The 16,116-nt window shown below is 53.2% G+C and carries 14 protein-coding genes; 5 read left to right on the top strand and 9 right to left on the bottom strand.

Features of this window, described 5'->3' with window-relative positions; genetic code table 11:
- Positions 1-323: 323 nt before the first annotated feature.
- The 6 genes from PcP3B5_RS20855 to PcP3B5_RS30980 all read right to left on the bottom strand — a co-directional run bounded on the left by PcP3B5_RS20855 (position 324) and on the right by PcP3B5_RS30980 (position 7,676).
- The gene (locus tag PcP3B5_RS20855) at positions 324-788 is read right to left on the bottom strand and encodes a BRO family protein (RefSeq protein WP_061562296.1); all 465 of its coding nucleotides are present in this window, start codon (positions 786-788) and stop codon (positions 324-326) included.
- A gap of 626 nt (positions 789-1,414) precedes the next feature.
- Positions 1,415-1,636, bottom strand: coding sequence for a DUF2188 domain-containing protein (locus PcP3B5_RS20845; protein ID WP_061562295.1), 222 nt, complete (start codon positions 1,634-1,636; stop codon positions 1,415-1,417).
- Positions 1,637-2,259: 623 nt separating this feature from the next.
- A complete protein-coding gene (locus tag PcP3B5_RS30985) occupies positions 2,260-4,137 on the bottom strand; it encodes a hypothetical protein (RefSeq protein ID WP_237143112.1) in 1,878 nt (625 codons plus the stop codon).
- 65 nt (positions 4,138-4,202) lie between these two features.
- The gene (locus tag PcP3B5_RS20840; protein WP_082816382.1) at positions 4,203-5,144 is read right to left on the bottom strand and encodes a TniB family NTP-binding protein; all 942 of its coding nucleotides are present in this window, start codon (positions 5,142-5,144) and stop codon (positions 4,203-4,205) included.
- The gene (locus tag PcP3B5_RS20835) at positions 5,131-7,050 is read right to left on the bottom strand and encodes a DDE-type integrase/transposase/recombinase (protein WP_082816381.1); all 1,920 of its coding nucleotides are present in this window, start codon (positions 7,048-7,050) and stop codon (positions 5,131-5,133) included. Before PcP3B5_RS20835 ends, PcP3B5_RS20840 begins: the two co-directional genes overlap by 14 nt.
- The gene (locus tag PcP3B5_RS30980) at positions 7,047-7,676 is read right to left on the bottom strand and encodes a TnsA endonuclease N-terminal domain-containing protein (protein WP_082816380.1); all 630 of its coding nucleotides are present in this window, start codon (positions 7,674-7,676) and stop codon (positions 7,047-7,049) included. Before PcP3B5_RS30980 ends, PcP3B5_RS20835 begins: the two co-directional genes overlap by 4 nt.
- 405 nt (positions 7,677-8,081) lie before the next feature.
- Here PcP3B5_RS30980 and PcP3B5_RS31570 point away from each other — a divergent pair, with 405 nt between their 5' ends.
- Positions 8,082-8,804 (top strand): type 2 periplasmic-binding domain-containing protein, encoded by a 723-nt coding sequence (locus PcP3B5_RS31570; RefSeq protein WP_145923931.1) that lies wholly within the window; start codon positions 8,082-8,084, stop codon positions 8,802-8,804.
- A gap of 22 nt (positions 8,805-8,826) precedes the next feature.
- Here PcP3B5_RS31570 and PcP3B5_RS20830 read toward each other — a convergent pair whose 3' ends face one another.
- Positions 8,827-9,843: a DNA-binding protein gene (locus PcP3B5_RS20830; protein WP_061562293.1), complete on the bottom strand. Its 1,017-nt coding sequence runs from the start codon at positions 9,841-9,843 to the stop codon at positions 8,827-8,829.
- A gap of 172 nt (positions 9,844-10,015) precedes the next feature.
- On the opposite strand from PcP3B5_RS20830, the gene PcP3B5_RS20825 reads away from it, so the two are divergent.
- Both PcP3B5_RS20825 and PcP3B5_RS20820 read left to right on the top strand, forming a co-directional pair.
- Complete coding sequence (locus tag PcP3B5_RS20825) at positions 10,016-10,942, top strand: site-specific integrase (RefSeq protein ID WP_058490489.1); 927 nt, start codon at positions 10,016-10,018, stop codon at positions 10,940-10,942.
- A gap of 216 nt (positions 10,943-11,158) precedes the next feature.
- Entirely contained in the window at positions 11,159-11,545 is a 387-nt protein-coding gene (locus tag PcP3B5_RS20820) for a hypothetical protein (protein WP_058490487.1), read from the top strand.
- Positions 11,546-12,261: 716 nt separating this feature from the next.
- Here the strand turns inward: PcP3B5_RS20820 and PcP3B5_RS31860 are convergent.
- The gene (locus PcP3B5_RS31860; RefSeq protein ID WP_064987638.1) at positions 12,262-13,188 is read right to left on the bottom strand and encodes a hypothetical protein; all 927 of its coding nucleotides are present in this window, start codon (positions 13,186-13,188) and stop codon (positions 12,262-12,264) included.
- Positions 13,189-13,583: 395 nt separating this feature from the next.
- On the opposite strand from PcP3B5_RS31860, the gene PcP3B5_RS30970 reads away from it, so the two are divergent.
- Both PcP3B5_RS30970 and PcP3B5_RS32660 read left to right on the top strand, forming a co-directional pair.
- On the top strand, positions 13,584-13,955 hold the full coding sequence (locus PcP3B5_RS30970) for a histone-like nucleoid-structuring protein, MvaT/MvaU family (RefSeq protein WP_082816379.1): 372 nt from the start codon (positions 13,584-13,586) through the stop codon (positions 13,953-13,955).
- Between the two features lie 868 nt (positions 13,956-14,823).
- Positions 14,824-15,261, top strand: coding sequence for a MarR family winged helix-turn-helix transcriptional regulator (locus PcP3B5_RS32660; RefSeq protein WP_061562292.1), 438 nt, complete (start codon positions 14,824-14,826; stop codon positions 15,259-15,261).
- A 183-nt stretch (positions 15,262-15,444) separates the two neighbouring features.
- Here PcP3B5_RS32660 and PcP3B5_RS20805 read toward each other — a convergent pair whose 3' ends face one another.
- Entirely contained in the window at positions 15,445-16,116 is a 672-nt protein-coding gene (locus PcP3B5_RS20805; RefSeq protein WP_082816378.1) for a TetR/AcrR family transcriptional regulator, read from the bottom strand.

Genomic DNA, 16,116 nt, shown 5'->3' with positions numbered 1-16,116 from the left:
GTTATCCGCCGCTACACCTTCCTTGCCGGCAACGCCGTGGTTGAGCCTGGCGCGGTTTCGAGGGCGGCTCCGTGCTCGGCGGCGAGCGGGATTGGGCCGAGGTCAAACGGCGGATAACGCGGAGCGTTATTCGCCCTACGCCAGGCCCACCCGTAGGGCGTACCGTTCGCGGTTGTACGCGGTGATCACCGTTGCCGCCAACACCATGGCCGAACCCGAAGCGCCAGCCCCCGTAGGATGGGTGGAGCGAAGCGATACCCATGCTGCCGCGCCATTGATGGGTATCGCTGCGCTCAACGCCATCCTACGAACAGGTCCGGTGTTCAGCGGTTGGGTGTGGTGTCCACCTGTGGCCATTGCCGGTAGGGCACCCAGAGCATGCCTTGCCAGTGCAGCACCGTCAGGGCCTGGGTGGGGCCGTGGAGGGTTTCGCGGCGGGGTTGGCGGGTGTCGTGGCGGTAGCTGTCGCGCAGGGCCGGGACCACCTCTTGGGTGATCCATTGGCGGATGCAGCGGTTTCCCGGGTGGAAGTAGTGGATCAGCGTGGCGTATACGGCGGATTCGCTGAGCAGCAGTTCGTCCTCGTAGTCGCCATTGCCGCCGCGCAGCCAGGCGCGGCGGTGCTGGTCGTCGTCCAGGTTGCGCTGCACGCGCTCTTCCAGCATCGGCACGCCCATCAGCCGGCCGAGGTCGCGGGTGCTGAACCAGCATTGGTCTTCCAGCAGCAGGGCGCGCAGCTGGCGCTTGTGGCGGGTGAACAGGGTGGGGATCAGGACCTCTTCAGACATGGTGCACCTCCGGGGTGGAGGGGGAAGAGGGCAGGTACGGCGAAGCGCCTTCGGGCTGAAGGCTGGGGGTGATAGGCATATCCATTACCTCTGGTCGCTTCTTAGGGCGTGATTGGAGTCGGGAGCTAAGAAACCCACCAGAGACGGGCCGGACGTATTCCCCTTGCGGGTCTTGTATTAGCCCACTCCCGACAACGCGAGTGACCTTTCTTGCGGACGTGGTTAGACCTTCGGGCGCAAAAAAGCCGCAAAAGCTATCGGGTGCGGTGGACCGCTCTGGTTTAGGCGTTTCTTAGGCGCCAGGTGCGAGGGTATGGTGTCGGCGGCGTTGGGTCAACTGAACAGCGCATAACCGTCAAGCGGTTATGCGCTGGTTAAAGCTTCCGTTAGGAGGTTGGAGATTGGTTGGTCGAGGGTTGGCGAGAGCTATACGCCTTCCAAGCCTCCGATGCGCCGAAGCAGATCAGTGCAAGTGGCAGCCCCCATTTGATATCTGCACTGATGAGCCCGAAGACTTCGCACAAATACAAAACGCCAGACATGAGGATGAATATCCCAAAAAACATAGCGATAACTCCTGTGCAGTGAGTAGGCAGGGGCTCGTCCTTGAGCCGGGCACAGCTAGCTCATCCCTTGGGCGGGTACGGATCATTTCCGTAGCTATTGCGCTCGCGGATCTGACCTTTTTCGTTGTGGATGAAGAGCTCGCTCTTTTGGTTGATCGCAATGCTGCGTGCGTGCTCTATCGCTTCGGCCTGGGTGTCGAACTCCTTTGTCGCCTTGGAGTTGCCTTCACCTTTTACAGCCCAATTGTCACCGTGAGGGACGACGTGTTGGTTCTTGCTCATGAGTTTTACCTCAAAACGAGATTATGGATTGAGCCTATTGGCTAGGCTCTGCCGCGTGCCTAGGAGCTTTCTCAGGTGCTGAGGTGTTGGCTCCGACGGCTAGCCGTTGACACCGCATCAGGGTGGTCCATAATCACGCCCCGCATTTCCCCAAATGCTTACGTGATTGTGGCTACCTTGATCACGGTCCGTGTAGGTGGGCTTTGTTCACCATCACGGTAAAGGCCCTCGGCATCCGTTGCAGCGGTTGTCGAGGGTTTTTTACTTTCAGCCCATCATTTCACTGTCGCTAGACAGCTGGCGCGTCCTTGCGCCACACATTGCTAAAGGTCTTTCTACAGAACACTCCTAATGCCCTTCCATGGGCTTTTATGGTCTTGCGTACCTTTTCAGATGGATTTATCCCAGGTGTCGAATATTATCAATAGGTTACCAACCGGCTGGATTTGCTCCGTTTCACCAATTCCTGGAATATGTGCTTTCTTTTGCGCTAAGTACTGGACTGATAGGGAGTCGGAATTGGCCACGAGGGTGAATGACGGTTGTGGCGGATCATTGGGGCACGCTGCGTGCTGGTAGGGGAAGAGCGTGTGACGGAGAGGAGAAACTAAGAGGGAAGTGGATTAATACTCAGGGGATGCTCTATAGATAGCGTCAAGCTCTGCTCTTAAAATTGTATTTTGACCTTTGAGAAAGTCCTTGTGGGAGGGAGGAAGAGGATGAATTCTATTTTTCGCTATTTGCTGCTGAATTCTTTTTGGACTTAGTCGGTACTCAGTTCTCGCCGTCTTTTCAGTAGTGTAGGTTTTGAAGTGATTTTTCACCTTCTCGGCGTCTAGAGAACTCATCAGTGATGTAGTTGTTAGCTTGATTTCTTTAATGAAGCTTGCAGAAACAAATCGGGCATGGATCATGATTGTTGAGCAGCCTGAGAGCTTCTCAACCTCCAAAAACGTGAGAAGCCGACTTCTCCAGCGTAGGGCCTGATACAGGCTTTTGCGGGTACATAGATCCCTGCCAGGAAGTCCTGTGCTCCGAATGGCCGGAGCAGTCTCCAAAATGCCCATCTTGATGAGGGTCGGGATATCCTTGACGCCCAATCGTAGTTTGCTGGCTGCTTCGCTAAATAATATTCCTGAGCAGGAGGAGGTCTGGAGTCTGGGGGCTGTAGGAGGCCTAGGAGTGGTAAGAAATGAGAGAAGCTCTGCGGAGATTTCGTCCTTTCGATAGGCGACGAGTGATGAGCCGAAAGCCCTGTTACGTACCTCCTGGATACCCGCCGAAGTCAATAGTTTCTGTACAGTCTTGGGTTTGATTCCTAGATTCTTGGAGATTTCACGGTTGAGTACATAGGTCTGGTGGAACCTTTCGACCTCACTGCAAGGGAATAGCACCCCAACTTTCCTCTGAAACCGCTCTCCCTTAAGTAAGCCAAAGTAGTGAAGACGCTTTATCGTCTGCTTACTCGTGGTCAATGCGTATGCTGCTTCCGTTGCATTCATAAGCCTATTGGCGTTGCACGGATAGGGCTGATGATCGAAGTCATCCCAACTGATTTTGGGACACTCCATCAGTAAGCGGCAGAGATCCTGTACTTGGAATAGTTTGATAGTGGTTCCGGTAGGCCTGCTCTGATTTGGGATCTTGCTCTTCTGGGATCTTTCAATCTTGAAGGTAAATCTGAGCTCTGCTGGATTGAATAATAGTTGGCTACACTCACAGGCGTGAGCTCGGGATGAGGGTTTCTGCTGCGATGCGGCAAAAAAGTACTCGATGGCATAAGTGCGCAATTGGGTGTTGTCTGTCAGTAGCCATGGTGCCAGAATTGCCCGCCGATGTAGGCAAGGGTAAAGAGATTGTTGCTTTCTGATATGGCTGAAGAAGTAGTCTTTATCACCGGTGGCGACGTTTTGGCAATCGGCTAGCAAGTCATGGCTGCGTATTGGGCTTTCTAGATAGCGTGTGCATTTTATCGCTGTGCAGAGGTTTTTCATATAAATATGGTCAGCCTCTTGGAGTGCCTGCGCAACTAGCATCGTGGAGTAACTATTGGCGGGTTGAGTCGTGAGTTGGCGTAAGTCTTGGCCGCAGGCGCAAATCCAGCCTTTTAGGTTGCGCCAGCTAATAGGGACGTTACAGCTAGGGCACGTCAGATAGTAATATTGGCTGTGTTTGGGGCAGATATCACAGAACTCATAAGCATGCATATGGTGTAAGTAGCCCTCTCTCAGGCAGTCTGGACATATGGCCAGATCTTGGCGCAGCATGTGAGTCGGTAACCGTATCCCGTTAATCGTGAATACGTCGGTGCGATAGCGCATGGGCTTGGTGTTAAATATAGATTTAAGTAGTTCTCGATCTTCGTTTCTCAGTGTGGGTTGCCCCAATATCAATCTATATAGATTCGATCCTACCCATTGATTAGCGGGGATCCCACTATTCCCCAGGCCAAAAGACTTAAGGAATTGGTCCACGCAGAGATAACCATTTCTTTGAGCCATTCGCAGGATGGTGCTTGCAAAGCTTTCCTCATCCAGTGGAAGGGCGACATAAGGGATTCTCATCATTATCGCTTACCAAAAAGAATTCCCTGCAGCTCTGCTAGCGAAAGTTCAAAGGGGTTCTTCTTCGTCAGGCGTCGCGCATAATGAATTCGTGTCGCGGCATAAGCCAGGTCTTCACGGATAAACTTTCGGTCGTTTCTTTCCAGTGCCTGTTTCAAGGCGGAGTGTAGCAATAGCCTGAGGATGCGCAGGTTTCCAGCAGTGAAAATAAAAAGTGCCAACAGAAGTTTTTCGTCGCAAAGAACCAACACTTCATCAAACGGCATGGCATTGCTGATTTCTCGGGCAAAGGCCGCCACGAGTGTGGCGTAAACGTCCTGTTCCTCTGGTGTGCCCAGCGAGAAGTTGTACAGGTAAGCCCTGAACGGAAATCTGCCCGCCAGTTGCTCATCTTCATCCACGATCTCCTCACTTTTTCGAGTGCCGGAGAGAATGACAGTGCCTTTGAACGTATTGATCAATACCTTAACCCAGTCGCATACTCCGTTGCGTGTGGGCTCGGCTCCTCGTGATATTAGATGTTGCCACTCATCCAAAATGATGATTTTCGTGCAGCAAGTAGCTAGCAAGGTAAACAATCGACTCTCCAGGTTACTGAGAGATTGATTGTTCTTGTGTGAGCCCAGCTCCTTAAGAATACGATCGACGAGGCCTTTGATCGTTGCATGAGGTGGGACTACACAGCTGATAACCGGCCGCAGGATCGTGACGCCGTCCTTGCTGCGGGTAACTCGGGAGTCACCGACCCGGGCGGTGAGGATTTGACAAATTCGCGTTTTGCCGGTGCCGGCATCGCCGAGCAATAGCACCGAACTTGGCTCGTGGCGGTCACGGGTCATTTCGATTGCCTCATTGATGGTGTCCATCGCATTCTTGAAATACGGGTGGACCACGGTAAATGAGGAAAATCTGGTAAGAATGTCTGTTGTGTCAGGACTCTTCATGCTGAATATCCTCGACGTTAAATGTTTCGAACTTCTCGGTCTCGATGATGCTCAAGGAAACTGAAATTGGGCGGAAATTGGCCTCCTCAGAGTGTACGTAAGGGCGTTCCAGCGATTTGTTTTTCCCGGAGGGACAACTCTTTTTGCCTCGTTGCTTGGCAGAGCGTTGAGCAGCCTTCCTTTTGATCTCTTGGATGTCCTCGAAGAGTTCCTTGCGCACTTTCAATGCCAAGCTCTCATTGAAGTTTGTCCGGCTCTCATTGATCTCTCGCATGACGTTGAGGTGTTCGCTTAAGGTCAATTCATGCTGATATGCTGGTCGGGTTGCAAATGCCGGAATCATCTCTTTAGGCGAATTGCGATGAGCAACCCAGACCTCAGAGAGGTCACATGGGTCGTAATAGACGATAGCGGTTTGTTTTTTTCCCAAGCGTGCGGCAGTTTCTGCAATTCCAGGCCCGGTCCATAAGAGATTGAACATTCTCACACGGCCATTGGACAGTCTGCGATAACAGATGCTACGTGTCAGTTGCTTGAGGTCGGATGAACTGTAGCGTTCTGGCGGTGGTGATTTCTGAAGGAGTTCCAGGCGCTTTTGGTGAGGCGACATGTACAGTTCATCGTGGTAACTGTTATGGTAAATCTTCAGCCACTTGATAAATGCGGTGCGAAGTTCCTGGAGTGTGAGGCAGGCATGCTCTTTTGACTTGTAATCACCCAGCTTGGCGGGCGACTCCTTGGTCGTACCGGGCAGCATATGCACCAACCCCTGATCAACGGTTCGGAAGAAGCGCTCAATAAAGGCTTTCGCGTCCGGTTGTCCTGGAGGGACGTAGCGCAGCGAGATGCCCAGGGTATTGGCAATGTTCTGAAGCCAGTCGTTGGCGTTTTCTGAACCATTATCCAGATCAGCGTTACGCATCTTTCCCCCGCTGTCAGGATCATCCTCGTCTCCTTGAATGGCATTAATGAGAGCTAAAACCACGTGTTCTGCGCAGACGGCGCCAAGCGACATGTGCCAGCCCGTGCATTCTCGCGTGCTAGGGTTGAGTCCTGCGACCAGGACTGGCCGTCCCAAGGGTTGGCCGGTTTCGTCGACAACCACCACATCCATGGTTTTTGTATCAAATTGCACTGTGGCGTACAGGTCGTCCTCCACATAGAGAGCTCGGCCGTGTTTAAAGGTCCTTTGTGCCGCCTTGTTTCCTTCGCGCATACGTACGGCGAGGTAGCGGTCGGTGCTCACCACTTGCCGCCAGAACGTGGCATAGGAGGGCGGTTTTAGTAGCGGCATGTCCGCCTTCGCACGCTTAACGTTTTCCGCCTGAATATGTCCTTTCAGCAAACGGTAGGTGTATTGAATGGTCGGGCGTTCGCGAGTCAAATAGACCGTGTTGATGTAATGTTTCATCATTTCGATTACGGCTAGTTTGATCGCGCGTGACCGATGTGTGGGATAGTTGGGTAGCAATGCCAACGGATTACGATTGTTGCGCAGATAGCGCATGGTCCAGCAGTACACTGTGACGGGGGAGGGTTTGCGCTGATCGCCGAGAGAGGCGGCGGTCACGTCAATCAGTTTGCGCAGACGGCTTCTCGTGCAGCCCGTAAGTTCTTTCTGTTCCAGATAGGCTTCTACATAGGCACGGCGATAGTCATATTTCTGCCGGTCGGCTGCCGAGCGGAGCAACCGAGAAGCGTCGCTGAGCTCGCCAGGGGCGGCCACCTTTTTAGTGATGCTGCCCTGATGTTCCAACACGGCAAACTCCGCGCGTGAGAGGTAGCGTCGCTGGAATCCAGTAAGTGAGCACAGAGAGATCTGGTCATCCAAGACGCAGGTGACGACATAGGTGTCGTGTTCCAGATCGTACTGGGCACCGACCATTGGGGGGCTTGAATGGCTCATGATAATACCTCCAGCGTCGTGCTTGTTGTTAATAAACGGTCCAGATCAACGCCGAAGACCTCGTTGAAAATGGCCAAGTATTTGGCCGAACAGCTGATGGCTGGTAGTTCTCGTAGCAAGGCGTCGAGTGTCAGATGTCTCGGCAAAAGAGGTATTTGGCTAATGAGGTAGGCGTATTCTTCGGGGCGGGTATTGAACGAGCGTGAGTACAGCAGTTTTAGATTTCTCAATAGATGGTGTGGGCGGATATCACTGGTGTCTAAAAGTTGAAGTTCGCTACCGCGCTCGTTGAGTAATTTTTTTGCAGCCGTTAATTTTCGAAGATATTTTGAGGGTAATCGATTTCGATCTGGTTTTACCTCTACATAAAATAGCTCTTCACTACTGTTTACGCAGAAGTCCGGTGTGTAGATAAAAGTTTCGCCGTCATCGAGAAGCGTCAAGGTTTCAGGTTGGCTCCGATAGTCCAAGACTTGCTTATCGAACTCAAGTAGGAGGCAGTAATCTGCTTCCAGCACGCTTTCGCAGATTACTTGACAGTTATTCTTACGGGACGGGAAAAAAACAACATTTTTTCCATAGTGACAGCGAGTCACGTTTCGTGCTGTTTCATTAGCTGCAGCCATGATGAGTCCCCTGGGCTGGATGGGCCTAACCAGGTGCCGTACTCAGTACGCGACGAGAGCAATTCGCATCCTCGCCATGTGTCGACACTCAAGGTCGAGAGTCCTCCTCTTTACGGCCCGGTGTAATACGGAATTTCGAATTTTTTCTTGAGGCTAAATGCGTCTAAACCGGGGCTTAGATAGGGGTGTTGCTTTAGCATTTGCTAGGCGTATGGTGAGGGGGTGTTCTGCTTGGTACGGTACGGGTCGATGGAGCTAGGCAGGCAGCCAACGCGGCATGTCACGCGTTTGCGTTCGCTCTTCATGGGGCACTCGTTGCCTCAGGTGTTTGGTTGTGCGCATAAACCCTATGCCCTAATGACCGCAGGGAATATGTGGGCTGATCGTCAAGTACTGAACGGACTGATGGACAATCCTTATCAAGACTGGCGGGTCTGTTTTCGGGGCGGAAAAATCCGAGATGAAGTGCGTATTCGCTTGTGCGCGGAGTTTCAGATGTTGTCCGAGGTCTATAATAATCCACTCTGGGATGTTCTAAGGGTGCTGGCCACTCAACAACCTACCGATAGCCTTGTGGAACACTTTAAACTGAACGGTCATGATATTGCCGGCTTCTCCAATCCAGACATGGAACGCCTTTGCGGCGTGCCGAGCTGGCAGCGCTTTGGATTGCTATTGGCGATGCTTTTCTCATTCTCTTTGAAGTGGCAGCTGCACAGTCTATGGTTGCAGAAGAATTTTTCGAATTACTTTGAGATAGCTTGTTTGCGCGAACCACTTTGCTTCGTTTCGACGGAACTGTATGAAGTGCTGAGTTCTCTGCTCGCTAAGCGTCAGGATATCGTCATAAATAATTGGCCAGAAACCGCCGAAGCACTTCATCAATCCATCAAATTCAGGAATTATTTGTTTTGCCTGATGCGTGAAATGCAGTGGGCAAAAGACGCGGATGATCGAGGCTATGAACTACTCTGGAAGCTAATGGATCGTCATTGGGCTTGCGAACTCAAGGTGCTGCTGATTGACAGTACGCAGGGGAGTAGAAGGCCCTGTTCCACTGCGTTGCTGCAAAGTGCGAGACGGGCACTAGACTACCAGCGGCGAACTCAACTGCAGTTTGTCGCGTAGGGTGCACACCAAGGCGTCACTCTTACCGGGTCTCTTGTCTGGCGAGGGTACTGGCCTGAGCAATTCGTTCAGGAAGCGTGTGTTGCAGTACCGTCTGCAACTGTTCGATTTGACGGCGCTGGTCACGCAACTGGTGTTGTTGCACGCGTAGCGCTGTTAGGTGCGGACGGAGGCGCTTTTTCAGCGATGATGCTTCTTCCTCTGCATCCAACCGCGCGCGTTGCAGATGTGCCTGTTCGGTGTTCCATGCCGCTTGGCTCTGTTCGATTTGCGCGTGCAGTTCGCGCAGTTCCCGCTCCTTCTCAAACTCCCGCTGAGTCAGCATTTGAGCTTCGGCGATGAGTCGTTCATTGGCGCGATTGAGGGCGACGACATCGTTTTGCTGGCTCATCAACTGGTCTCGCACGATGCGAAGCTCCTTCTTTAACTGTTGGAGTTGCGCTTCATGGCGGCTCAGTTCTTGGGTTCTTAGCTCCTGTTGGTGTTGCCGATAATGTTCGAGGGAGTCGCGCGCATGTCGAAGCTTCTCTTCTAGCGATCGCAGCTGTGCCGCACGCTCCTCCAGCAACAGTTGAGCATTGGTGTCGGCTTGCAGTAGGCGGCGAATCTCGACTTCCCCGTGTTGCTGTTGATTCAGCAACAGGTGTTCACGCTCACGTTGCTCTTGCGCCAGTTGCTTCAGCTGGCTGACTTGCTCCTGCAACTGCTGGATCCGCTCGACCTGAAGTTGTCGTTGATGGCGAAACTCCTCCTTCTCTCTCGCCAGGGCTTCGCGTTGCGTGATGATCGCGTCCTCGGCCGCGGCCTGCAGACGTTCCGCCACGGGTAGCAAGAGATGCTCGAGCTCCCGAATCAACGAGGGCGTTGGATCAGGTCTAGGCTGATTAATGAGTTCCTTCAGATAGCGTTGAATGGTGCTTTTGGATCCGGTGTTACCTAGCTCGATACGGACGTTGTCGATGGTAGGGCGCAAGCCTCGCGCAAGCAGCGCATCGCGAGCCTGTTTGACCAAGGCTTTGTTGACTCCGGCATTGGCCATGGCGACCTCCGACAATTTCGTAGCGTGTCATGGAGTATGGAATTACAGGTGTACTGCCGCCGAATTTTGGCATCAACAGCTGACGAACTGACGTTAGAGAATTGGGATTTCTCTAACGTGAGGCGTGAAAAGCACCGTTATAGGCGGTTATTCGGTACGCGGGAGGTGGCTCATGGCGACTGACCGGGTGACGCACTATATCCAGGCCGGCACGCGTGACAGTACGCTGCGCCGCTATCGCCAGGCCCTGGAGCATTTCGAGGTGGTCTGGGGTGGTTTCCTGCCGGCGACTGCCGAGTCTGTTGCGGCCTACCTGGCGGACTACGCCGGTGAGTTGTCGAGCAGCACGCTGCGCGGGCGTTTGGCGGCGTTGGCGAAATGGCATACGCGCAATGGCTTTGTCGATCCCACCAAATCGTTGCGGGTGCGCGAGGTGTTTCGTGGTATCCGAGCCGAACATCCGCAGGTGGAGCGGCAGGCAGAACCGTTGCAACTGCAGGCGTTGAACCAATGTGTGGAATGGTTGGAGCAGTGCGAGCAGTCGGAGGATGCCGCTGAACGACTGCGCGCTCACCGTGATCGCGCGCTGATCCTATTGGGCTTCTGGCGGGCCTTTCGCAGCGACGAGCTGTGCCGACTGCAGGTGGAACACATCCACGTGCAGCCGTCGCGAAAGCTCGTGGTCTTCGTCCCGCGCAGCAAGGGGGATCGCGAGAACCGCGGGCAACACTTCAGCGTACCGGCCTTGCAGCGTTTGTGCCCGGTGCAGGCCTATGAGACCTGGCTGGCCGTTTCTGGCCTGCAGCAGGGGCCGGTGTTTCGGGCGCTGGATCGCTGGGGGCATCTGGCCGAGGAGGCGCTGCACCCGAACAGCGTGTCACGCATCTTGCGCCAGGCGCTGCTGCACAGTGGTTTGGCGGCTGAGCGTTATAGCAGCCACTCGCTGCGTCGTGGTTTTGCGACCTGGGCCAGCGACAATCGCTGGAGTCAGAAGGCCCTGATGGAGTATGTCGGCTGGCGTGATGGGCGTTCGGCCTTGCGCTATATCGAGCCGGAGATGCCCTTCGGCGAATTGCTGCGCCAGCCCTCCCGGTCGTGACGCGCCAGGGGGAAGGTGGCTGAAGAAAAAATCGACCAGAACCCCCGAAGTGAAGATTTTCTGCGGGGAGTGAGGAAAACTTTCAGGCGGGCGGCGGCCGTGAAGATTTCCTTGCGGCAAGAGGACTGCCGACAAGCATTGCGCGAGTAGTCGTACTACTCAGGTTGGCCATTTGCGCGCATGCTGCATTCAAAGGGGCGGACAACGAGGGGTGTTATGGACGCCGTGGATTTACCGAGGATGTCGGTACCAGCGCTGATGGAGTACCTGCGCGCTGCGGATGGAGTAAGCGTTTCGCTGGAGCGCTACCTTCAGGTGTTCGCCATGCACCCGGAAACCTTGGCGGCTCGGGCGGGCGTGACGTGCAGGGAGCTCTCGCATACGCCGGAGTCGGCGCCAGTGCAGGCGTTTATCCGGGATGCGCTGCGGGTGGTACTGATGTTAGCGGAGAGTGGTTCCTCGCTCGACCGCGTGATTTTCTGTTTCCGTAACGAGCCGCTGCCGGCCTTCGATTATCGAACGGCAGAAGAGTTGGTCAGTGCGGGCAAGACCGACCACGTACTCCAGTTCATCGAGTCTTGGCTAGCAGGGGCTCAAGGATGAGTCGCAAGGCTTCCCTTGGCCCCTCTGCCTATGTCTATGTGGCGTGTTATCGAACACTCCTCAGGGCAGTGGATCGCCGTTATGACGTTCGTGGCTATCTACTGCATGACATGGTGCTGCTATGCCTCGCGAATCATGGCCGGCTGCCACCGGCAAGACGATGCTGTTACCGGGAGTTTGTCCAAGATGAGGCCCTTGATTATCTGGAGCGCATGGCAACTTGGCTACTCTATGGGGCCATGGGACTGCTGGGGCCGAACCGAATAGTGAGCGTTAGTTCTACAGGCGCTGATTAACGTCTACCAGTCTTGGGGGGCGTGGTCTGTTGAATCTCCTGGAGGAAGCGGTTGCGCCGTCTTGAAGGCTGCAACCGTCTCGTTGTTCGATGACTCGGGCATGGGAGCGCGCCATACTTGCATGTGGCGAGGAGAGTGCGCTTAGTCTTTCCCGAGGTGAGGTTATGACCGCTGTTGGGCGAAGACGACCAACTGCCATTGAATCTTACCGGCCCCTGGTGCGTGTTGGTGATGGTTTTGTGGCGGCAGTGTGTGCCCCTTGGCAATTGCGATTTCATCTCCGCAGGCGGTGCATCGGTAAATTCCCGGATTGGTTGCCGTTGCGCCGGGCGCGTGTGTTTCATCAAAGGCGGGATGATTGTTCTGCTGCAAGATTTGCGAATATTTATATTGGGCCATAGTTGTCTGTTCTCGCTGTTTTTAGTTCTCTTCGCAGCGTATAAAGTGCTCGCTGTTCTTGATGTACATTTCTATTCGTTGGTTTTCCCAATGATATTTTTCTGTTTTCTTGTATGAAATGGATGGTTTCCAGATACCGAAAAAGATGTACTCCTCCCCTGGGTTGAAATGTGTGGCGAGATCGGGAGTGGTGACAACGATCTGGGGTTGAGGTTTCTTGATGACGTTCTGGGCGTTTGGGCTGACAAATGGGGGGACGAGCTTGAGTGTATGATATTTCCGTTGGGTCGAAGGCTGCTCGATTCTGTCAATGTGGCCGTTAATAGCTAGGGGAATGGTGTATTGGTCTTTGGGGTAGTACTTGAGAAAAGTATGGAGATTCTCATGGTCAAAGAAAAATCTTGACCACGGGACTTTCATTCCTTTGTGATCTAGGGTGATGAGTTCCTTTAGTTCTTCATTGTTTGCGCAAAGATTGCGAAGCTCAAGTATCTGTTTGAGTGTTTTTAAATAGGTGCTGAGCTTCCCATGGCTGGAGTAGCTCTTCTCTGGGGTGTCTGGGCGCGGTGGTCTAGCTTTTCGTTCGAAAGCCGCCTTTGTAGACTCCCAATATGCATTTTGCAGAATGTGGAGACGCAATTCGTAGCGTGCGTTTTCGATCGCGCCAAATAAGTCGGAATCAGATTCTCTTGCAACAACCGAAAGCGCACCTTTCAAGTTGTATTTACAGTTCTGGTGATGCTCTGAGCTCTTCTTCAGGCGATAGCAAGGGAGAACCTCTATCGTCTGGTCGGCGCATTTTCGAAGGTGTCGTTTGACAAAGCTTATTTCTGCATTGCACACATGGGAGTCGCAGTAGGGTTGGGGGCTTGTGCTGAGCGCTTCATACTGTAGCGCAGTGATGCCGCCCAACCCTTGGATGAGTGCTCGAGGTATCTTGCTCCCCACAGGATCTCCTTGCTATGACTGTATCTCTACTGAATACACTCCTGTGTTTTGCGGAGGAATGCAAGCCTCCGCTACCCTGCTAGGGATTAGACATTCGTTGTGTTTGTTTCCGAAGAGAGCTAACTGTGAGGGTAACTTTTGCATCACTGCTACGAATCGTAGCAGCAATACTCGATTCGACTACCGTAGAGGTCATCCCATATGCTGGTGTGGCTGTGCGGTCGTACTGCTTGTGAAGTTGGCGCTTGTTGTGGCGTGTCTTTTTGTAGAGACGTTGGTTGGCAGCGCACTGGACAGAGAAGAGAAATACTTGGCGATGATCTCCCTTTGGTGCGTAGATTACTTCTACGGTATAGTCTGAACGCTGAGTTAATCCCTTGGGTAGGGATAGTTAAATGTCAAAGCTTGTCGAGTTCCGAGCCGCAGAGAAGGCGCTGGCTGAACAGCTGGCACACTTGGAGTCACTGAAAAACGATGCCGCGCTCAAGGCAGAAATCGAGTTCGAAACGAAAATCAAGGAACTGATGGCGGCCTATGGAAAATCGCTACGAGATATAGTTTCGATTCTCGATCCGGAGACGGTACGTGAAGCCGGTGTGCGTGGCGCTCGCATATCTCAATCGACGCGACGTGCGCGTGCTGTCAAGGTGTATAGGAATCCGCATACTAGTGAGATGGTAGAAACCAAAGGTGGTAACCACAAGGTATTGAAAGCCTGGAAAGCGGAGTATGGCAACGATGTCGTTGAGTCCTGGTTACAAAGCTGATCCGCTGGCTCGCTACGCTTTTGCAGCGTGAGGGGCTGCGACAGGAAGTTGAGGAGGCAGTATAGAAACGACCACTCCTGTCGCAGTATTGACTCCGGAGCTGTACTTCATCTTCCGCTGCATCCTAATGACTTGCTTGTTACTCTTTTGTATTGGCATGGCAATCTGGTTTTCGCTGATCCCCTTGAGTCGCGCCACCAAACACAGTCAAACCGCGAAGCCAGCCTCAATGGTTTCAAGCATATGTATGGTGGTGGTCAGAGTAGGCTGATCGTTATGCCAGTATGCCAGCTAAGAAGAGGTGAGCAGCTCCGCTGAAAAAAGATGTGAACACTTGCTCCTATGTCGGGGGCAGTCCATTGCTGGCACCCTGTTAGGAGTCGTCAAATCGTCTGAGGTGGCAACTGCTGCAGACAGTTGCTTCGAGCTTAGCCCTCGCCGTGCATTTAGCCCCACCAAAGTCACCGCCAACCATCACTCCCGCAGCTGTCATCCGTGCTTTTCGGGAGCATCGCTCTGTGGCTCGAGTGAAGCTGTTCGGGGTGCAGTAGTATCTGTGCGTGCCCGTTGGCCATGGTGTTTCCTACCACCTGCCATGCGCTGATCGGGGGGGAGGAGCCTTGGCTGGCACATCGCTACCAGCGAGCAGAAGGTTTCGAAGCGGCCGGCGAGAGTCCAGAAGATACCTATATGGGCAGCGTTACGCATGATGTCATCGATTGTTTATTACGATACACTTGAACAGTATTTTGTATTTCGTTCATGATTTGGGGCTCCTAATGCTGTCTGCCAGCAATGACCCATAGCGAGAAATGACAGCTTCCAGTCTTTTCGATCAGATGGATTTGTTAGATAGGGTGGCAAACTGATGGTGCATTATTCAAATAAAAACTTCGTGCCTGGCCAGAATATAGGTTTCATGTTGGTCAAGGCGCGGAACATTGTCTCGTGTGAGGCGGATGCTGCCCTGAAGGAACTGGGGGTTACTGGGCAGCAAATGGGCGTGCTGTTAACTCTACGCCGAGGTGAGGCGATTACCTCGGTGGCGCTATCCAAACTCTTCTGTATCGACACTGGTTCGGTCTCACGCATGCTTGACCGGCTTGAGAGCAAAGGACTCGTTCGTCGCATCCGGAGTACCGAGGACCGTCGAGTGATCGTCCTGCGCCTGACTCCGGAGGGGGAGCGAATAGCTGACAGGGGGACTGAGTTCATAGTCCCTTTGCTGAATTCTCGGCTATCGAGGTTCAGTGAGGAAGAGTTCTCCGAATTTTTCCGCTTTCTTCAGATGTTTCTATCTGACTGATCATTAGAGAAATAGGCTGTGTGCTTACGATGCAGATGTGAATGCGAATTCGTGGGCTTCTTTCAAGCGAGGTGGTTTGCCAGGATGAAGCTGAATCGGCCAATTTTCTTTGCTTAGCCCCCTATGTAGACTGCACGTGGTACATCCGTCTTGGGGGCTAGGTTCACCATGCGCCGGCAGTACTCATTTTTGAAATTTCTGATATGTAATACCCACTACTGCAAGTTGTGTCAGAAATTCGACCAACGCGTCGAGCCGGCGGCTTGGTAGGCGCCATTCCGGATAATCGTCAAGGATAGTCATTACACTACGAACGACCAACGTCAGTTTTCCCTCATCCCTAACATACTTGCTCGATATTTGCTTGATGATTCCCCGCATATGCTCAATCTGAGCCAGTCGAATTACCATTATCGCGTTCTTTTGCTCGTTGGTGAGCTGGCGGAGTTCTAGGCGAGATAATACCTGCCTGCCGTGATTAGCAAGACTGAAGTGCACATGTGAATGGATATATTGCCGTAGGCGCTGCAAGCCGCTGGCATTACTCGGATCTTCTGCCCGGAGTGTGTCCAGCAGATCTGACTCATGCTCTTCGATTAGCTCGAACAGCAATGCCTGCTTGCTGTCCATGTGGTTGTATAGCGATCCGGCCTGCATGCCGAGAGCATTGGCGAGCTGGCGCAGGCTGACGCTCTGGAAGCCTTGCTCGACGAACAGCTGGAGTGCCACCCGACGAAGTCTTTCGTGAGCGCAAGGCTGTTTGACCAATTGCGGCTTTGTGTATTCCTCGTGCCGATATAGCATCGATTCGGCGGCTGGGCAGTCGGACTCGGCAGTCGATATGGTTTGTTTCAC

Source organism: Pseudomonas citronellolis, from assembly GCF_001586155.1.
In the GTDB taxonomy this organism is placed as follows: domain Bacteria; phylum Pseudomonadota; class Gammaproteobacteria; order Pseudomonadales; family Pseudomonadaceae; genus Pseudomonas; species Pseudomonas citronellolis.
The sequence above is the reverse complement of the archived record's forward strand: the minus strand, read 5'-3'. Positions and strand labels throughout refer to the sequence as shown.